This is a genomic window from Undibacterium sp. TJN19, assembly GCF_049339485.1.
Lineage (GTDB): Bacteria > Pseudomonadota > Gammaproteobacteria > Burkholderiales > Burkholderiaceae_D > Undibacterium.
In genome coordinates this window covers 1-5827 of record NZ_JBMPPL010000031.1, presented here as the reverse complement: position 1 = coordinate 5827, position 5827 = coordinate 1, and the positions used below count along the sequence as shown (strand labels likewise).

The window sequence follows — 5827 nt, the reverse complement described above, 5'->3', positions numbered from 1 at the left end:
GTAAGCCTCGGTTTCTCCAACTATCAGATCATGGGTGCTTTCCTGTCTACTCTATAAACCCAATTAGTCATATTCTCTTTCCAATCTACTTTTTTATCGCCTCGGATCTGCGCCATCCTGCCGCCGAGACATTTCAAGGCATTCCATTATTTTATTTCTAAGTGCATCATTATTATTTTCAATTTCAACCCACCATTTAGGAAGCGGTTGTCGTATTTTTCTACTATCCCTGATGGCTGCTTTCATCTTAAAAATTGCTTTGTTTTGTTTTTCTGTCCTTACATTTTCTGGGATGGCACTTAATTCATCAATGTTATTTAGGAGTGAAAAAAGTTTACCCTTATCCACGTTTTTCCTTTAACTGGCTTCCGGCCAAGTGCGGGGCTTGCGCCGTTTTCCTTTCGGTTTGGCACCTGGCATAACTAATTTAACGATGAACAAAAGATGTATTAAGGGTTCGTTTACCTATTTTCTTTTTTTTATCTAAAAGAGCCATATCGTTCGCGCCAGAAAATAAATCACCAGGATTATTCAGTGCGTCATTACTAGAACGCTCGTCATCAAATTGAGGATCAATTTCATAAAGATATTCCCGAAGACCATCAAGCGCTTCAAGTGTCAAATCGAACTTTTCATGAACAATTCTTAGCCTGGTATTTAAGTACCATCCTTGTGCAAAAAACAGAAAAATGGCAGCAGTCCAAATTGTCTTCTCTAGCCCACTTTCAAACATATATTTTTCTTATTCGATTAAACCCTGTTCAATTGTTTTGGTTACCTGAAAGCGATAAGCAACAACGCGACCACAACGAATCCCTCTATCCGCTTTACAGCCTCGCGTATTTTCTCAATTTGAGTGTTCAAGGCCTTAATTGCTACACCCATCGAATCTTCCCGTGCCGATGAGGCCGTACATCGCGGCGGCCCGCTCACCGCCACTATAAGCACCCAGGAACAGGAAGTTCTTGCGGCCAAGGCAGCAACCCCGTAACGCATTCTCGGCGATGTTGTTATCCATCTCGGCCAAGCCATCGTCAAAGTAATAGATCAACGCCTGCCACTGGTTGAGCATATAGTTGACCCCCGGTGTAAGAATAGTTGTCGCGTCATCTGACAAATAGAAATTCTATCGGGGGCGGGTAAAAGAGAGCAAGTGAAAAAGTATTCAAAGGAACGGAAAGAGGCGATCCTGAAGAGGATGATGCCACCGGAGAATAAAAAGATAGCGGAATTAGCACGTGAAAGCGGGATCACAAAGCAAACACTTTATACTTGGCGACGTCAAGTTCGGAAACAAGGAATAGCAGTGCCAGGAAGCGGAAAGAATGCAGAACAATGGAGCTCAGAAGACAAGTTTGCGGTTGTACTCGAAACAGCAGCATTGAATAAGCCTGAATTGGCAGAGTACTGCCGTCGCAAAGGTTTATTTATAGAACAAATTGCAGCATGGAAAACCGCCTGTCTCACAGCCAATGCCCATGCAGAGCAGCAAACACGTGAACAGCGTGAACAGTCCAAAAGCGACAAGAAGCGTATCCGCCAATTGGGGAAGGAACTGTTGCGCAAGGACAAGGCGTTGGCCGAAGCGGCAGCGTTATTGATACTCAGAAAAAAAGCCCAGGCGATCTGGGGAGACAAAGAGGAAGACTGATCAGCGTCCCGGATCGCCGTTTATGTATTGTATTGATCAGAGAAGCCGTGGCGGCAGACCGCCGCACCACTAGTGTCAGGCCAGCACCTGCCAACAAATTGACGGATGGTGAACGTGCCCAGATTCTTGCCGTTGCCAATAGTGAAGAATTCGCCAGCTTGCCGCCAAGCCAGATCGTCCCCACGCTAGTGTAGTGTTTCGTTTTTCTTTGAACCAAGCTGGCGATTTGCGCGGATGACTTTCTGCAGAATGTCATTGGCCTTGGCGGTCCAGACAAAAGGTTTCGGATTTTGATTATGCACATTGATGTATTGCTCAATGGCAGTGACCAATTCTGGAACGCTGCGAAAGACACCGCGTTCAAGTCGGTCTGTTGAAATGCTTCGGAAGAAGCGTTCGACCATGTTGAGCCACGATGCCGAGGTCGGCGTGAAGTGCATGTTGAAGCGCGGGTGATTGGCGAGCCATTCCTCGACAGTGGGATGTTTTTGTGTGGCGTACTTGTCGGCGATTAAATGCAATGTCTTGTCCTTGGGCGTCTCGCGGTCAATCTGCTTCAGGAATTTCAACCACTCAATATGGGTATGGCGTTGCTGGCACTGCCCGATGACCTGCCCATCAATACATTGAGCGCGGCAAACAGCGTGGTTGTTCCGTTGCGCTTGTAGTCGTGGGTCATCGTTTCAGCTCGACCTTTCTTTAGTGGCAGTCCGGGCTGGGTACGATCCAGTGCCTGCACCTGGCTCTTTTCGTCGCAGCACAATACCAGCGCGTGCTCGGGCGGTGACATGTACAGACCGACAATGTCTTCGAGTTTCTCGACAAATCTTGGATCGCGCGAGACCTTGAAGGTCTCGACCAAGTGGGGCTTGAGGCCATTGGCCTACCAGACCTTGAGCACCGTCGTATCCGAGATGCCAAGCTTGTCTACGCAACTTGCGTGTGCTCCAATGAGTGGCACCTTCCGGTTTCGTTTGCGTCGTCACGCGCACAATCTCCGCTGCATCTATACGCGGCTTGCGACCACTACGCGGCAAGTCGGCAGAAATCGCTACCACGCCGCCTTGGACAAAACGGGTACGCCAAGCAATCACTTGACCTCGGCTGATTTCAAGCCGTCGCGCAATCTCGTGATTGCCCACACCCTCTGCTGCCAGCAATACAATCCGCGCTCGTCTTACGCTACGCGCGTCGAGCGTCTGCGATCTCACTCGGCGCTCCAGTTCGGTTCGTTGTTCATCCGTCAGATTAATTGGCTTGCCCTGATTCATCATTCGATCCACAGAAAGGATACGAATATGACAAACAAAACATTGGCTAGTTCAAACAATTCGCAAGCACTACACTAGCAGATCGTGGCGAATATCTGGCCTCAGAGTCGAGTTTTTACCGTGTATTGAAACAAGCATCACAGCAACATCACCGTGGAAGAGCCAAGAAACCCTCCAGCCGGGTGTTGACAAGCCATTGCGCCCACGGCCCTAACGAAGTCTGGAGCTGGGATATTACCTGGCTACCTGCTGCAGTCAAAGGCCAGTATTTTTATTGGTACATGATCATGGATGTCTTCAGTCGTAAGATCGTTGGTCACGAAGTCCATCAGGCAGAATCGTCAGAACTGGCATCGCTGCTGATACGTTGTACCAGCTTGGCAGAAGGTTTGGCCGGACGCAGGCTGGTACTGCATTCAGATAACGGTAGTGCGATGAAGGGATCTACCATGCTTGCCACGTTGGAGCATCTGGGCGTAGCCGCCTCATTTAGCCGGCCAAATTAATTGTTGATAAGTTTTTTCATCTTTGTATAAATGTATACTGAACCTGCCTCTGTCAAGTGCCCATTGTCCCAAGCTGTCAGCCAAAATTCGGACTTATATTTTGTGACAGCAAGACATTTTTCCCCAATACATACGCTGTCTAAAAGTGATATGAATTCAACTTTATTGGTATTCGCTAAGATCATTAATCTCCTATCAACGTCTTTTAACTTTTTATAGGTCGGCATTTGAATATACTCTTCTTGACTTAGAGTTATATTTTTTCCTGAAAGAAATATTGGCAATGTTGGCTCCCATTGTGGTGCGCTTCCAATGATTATTATTTTGGAATTTGGAGATGCTATTTTTATAAACTCTATGGTTTTAGATAGGTTGCCTATTACATCTTCTCTTTTGTAGGTGTACCAATTTGATTGAAGAAAAATTTTCTTAGGTTGTAATTTCTGAATATTTTCTTTTACGAAATTATTAATATAAAGACAATTTGGTCTATCTACAAATGATGTATCAATTAATGGTGGGCATGCACTTGCTGTAAGTTGAATAATGTCATTGTGAACAGTTCTTATTCCTTTGGAAGAAGCAGCAGCATAGGAATCACCCCATATTAAGTAGGCGTCTGAAGTCTTGTTTCCGTAACATTCATCTTTGAAGTTATGATAAGTATTCTCGGGCTCCATGTAACATGTGTAGCGTCGTAACGTTTGTGTAAAGTCATAATTTTGGAATCTAGCGATAACTTTTTGTTGCTTACTTAGACGACTATTTAAATCTTTGCATTTCCATCCTATTAATCCAACGACAATGAACGTAAATGTCAACACCAGACTTAAGATAAATAATATTTTTCTGCTGATTTTTTGCTTATTTCGAAATGGATTTTCAACGTACTTCCAACTCCAATAACCAAATAATAGAGCAGTCAAACAAAGAAGAATCAGATTTATATTTGTCAAACCATCAAGGCTTCTTAGTCTAGCAAAGGCAAGCAAAGGTTGATGCCAAAGGTATGCGCTATAACTGATTAATCCAATTCCTACAAACGCTTTACTACCTAATAATTTGCCTACCAAGTTTTTGGTGTTGGCAAACACAAGGACTAGCCCAGCTCCAATTGTTGGTATGAGAGTGTATAAACTAGGGGATGGCGTTTTATAGTCAAACGTAAATATCGCGTAGAGTATTAATACCAAACCAATCAGACTAACTAACTGACTGGCTCGCTGGCTGACTAAAGTTATATGGGATTTATAGTTAATGTACAAAGAGACTAAAGCGCCAATAAGTATCTCAAAGCCTCTTGTTGGCAACAAATAAAAAGCAAATGAAGGGTGTGTTGAGGAAACCCAATGCGCAGTGCCTATGCTAATAACAGCAACGATTAAGAGCAGGGATATAATGCATTTCTTTCCCAGCTTCCAAGCCAGCATTAAGAACAGTGGAAATAAAACATAATATTGCTCTTCAACAGCTAAACTCCATGTATTTATCAAAGGTTTAAGCTCTGACGCTGCATCAAAATAACCATTAGTTAAACAGAAGAAAATATTAGACGCAAACAATGATACGGCAACTAAACTTTCAGAAAAGTCTTTTAAATCTTGCGGTAGCATCCAAATCCATGCAAATGGTAGCGTACACAACATCACGAAGAAGAGTGCCGGTAGTATTCTTCTTGCTCTTCGTTCGTAAAAATTAAGCAATGAAAAAGAACCTTGCTCCATCTCGGTTACGACGATAGTAGTGATTAAGTAACCACTTATAACAAAGAAGATATCTACACCTACAAAGCCGCCACTAAAAGCTGTAAAACCAGCGTGGAACAAGATGACGGGCAGCACAGCTAACGCCCTTAATCCGTCTATCTCTTTTCTGTAATTCATTTAGCAAGCATCCTTTAGAATTTAACCTGAATTTTGCATAAAAAGGGCAAAGATCGCGGTAAGTGATTGATAGAATGAGAATTATCGAGAAACGCATTCGTCAACACCGCCGAGACTTTGCCCGACATGAATTCTACGCCAGAACAACTCCGATTTGCATCTGCATACATCTGCATAAGGGTAAGCACCTCATCAGCACCGTCTTGACGAATCGCCATAGTAATAGCAGGTAGAATACAGGCTTTAGTAGTGGATAGATTGCCATGGATGAATACCGTCATTACAAGCTCAACCGCGCAGCGATTGTATTGCTACCGAAGCAGCCCGCTCTGGATTGGATCATGCGCGTTGATCCGAACCCGCCTAATCTGACGCTTGACGAACTTCGTCATGAACCGGATATTTTCTTGGTCCGGGATGAGCGAATAGAATTTCTCGAAGACGCACAGCGCTGGGTCTACCGCCGTTGGCAGATGTTTTTTGAAACGTTCATTGGAGATTGGCACCTTGATGAAT

The 5827-nt window shown here is 44.3% G+C and carries 3 protein-coding genes and 5 pseudogenes; 3 read left to right on the top strand and 5 right to left on the bottom strand.

The features are described from left to right. Positions 1–93 precede the first annotated feature (93 nt). The 3 genes and pseudogenes from ACO0LH_RS28280 to ACO0LH_RS28270 form a co-directional block, all read right to left on the bottom strand. A complete protein-coding gene (locus ACO0LH_RS28280; protein WP_422944492.1) occupies positions 94–348 on the bottom strand; it encodes a hypothetical protein in 255 nt (84 codons plus the stop codon). A gap of 79 nt (positions 349–427) precedes the next feature. Continuing rightward, complete coding sequence (locus ACO0LH_RS28275; RefSeq protein ID WP_422944491.1) at positions 428–733, bottom strand: hypothetical protein; 306 nt, start codon at positions 731–733, stop codon at positions 428–430. A gap of 147 nt (positions 734–880) precedes the next feature. Then, positions 881–1075 (bottom strand): annotated as a pseudogene (locus tag ACO0LH_RS28270) (IS66 family transposase); the annotation flags it as partial. 78 nt (positions 1076–1153) lie between these two features. Between ACO0LH_RS28270 and ACO0LH_RS28265 the strand changes: the two are divergent. Then, positions 1154–1839: pseudogene (locus tag ACO0LH_RS28265) on the top strand (transposase); the annotation flags it as partial. Here ACO0LH_RS28265 and ACO0LH_RS28260 read toward each other — a convergent pair. Then, positions 1837–2922: pseudogene (locus tag ACO0LH_RS28260) on the bottom strand (IS630 family transposase). The pseudogenes ACO0LH_RS28265 and ACO0LH_RS28260 sit on opposite strands and share 3 nt — an antisense overlap. A gap of 71 nt (positions 2923–2993) precedes the next feature. Between ACO0LH_RS28260 and ACO0LH_RS28255 the strand changes: the two are divergent. After that, positions 2994–3422 (top strand): annotated as a pseudogene (locus ACO0LH_RS28255) (DDE-type integrase/transposase/recombinase); the annotation flags it as partial. Positions 3423–3424: 2 nt separating this feature from the next. Here ACO0LH_RS28255 and ACO0LH_RS28250 read toward each other — a convergent pair. Next, positions 3425–5311: an acyltransferase family protein gene (locus tag ACO0LH_RS28250; RefSeq protein ID WP_422944490.1), complete on the bottom strand. Its 1887-nt coding sequence runs from the start codon at positions 5309–5311 to the stop codon at positions 3425–3427. 263 nt (positions 5312–5574) lie between these two features. Between ACO0LH_RS28250 and ACO0LH_RS28245 the strand changes: the two are divergent. Next, positions 5575–5827: pseudogene (locus ACO0LH_RS28245) on the top strand (hypothetical protein); the annotation flags it as partial.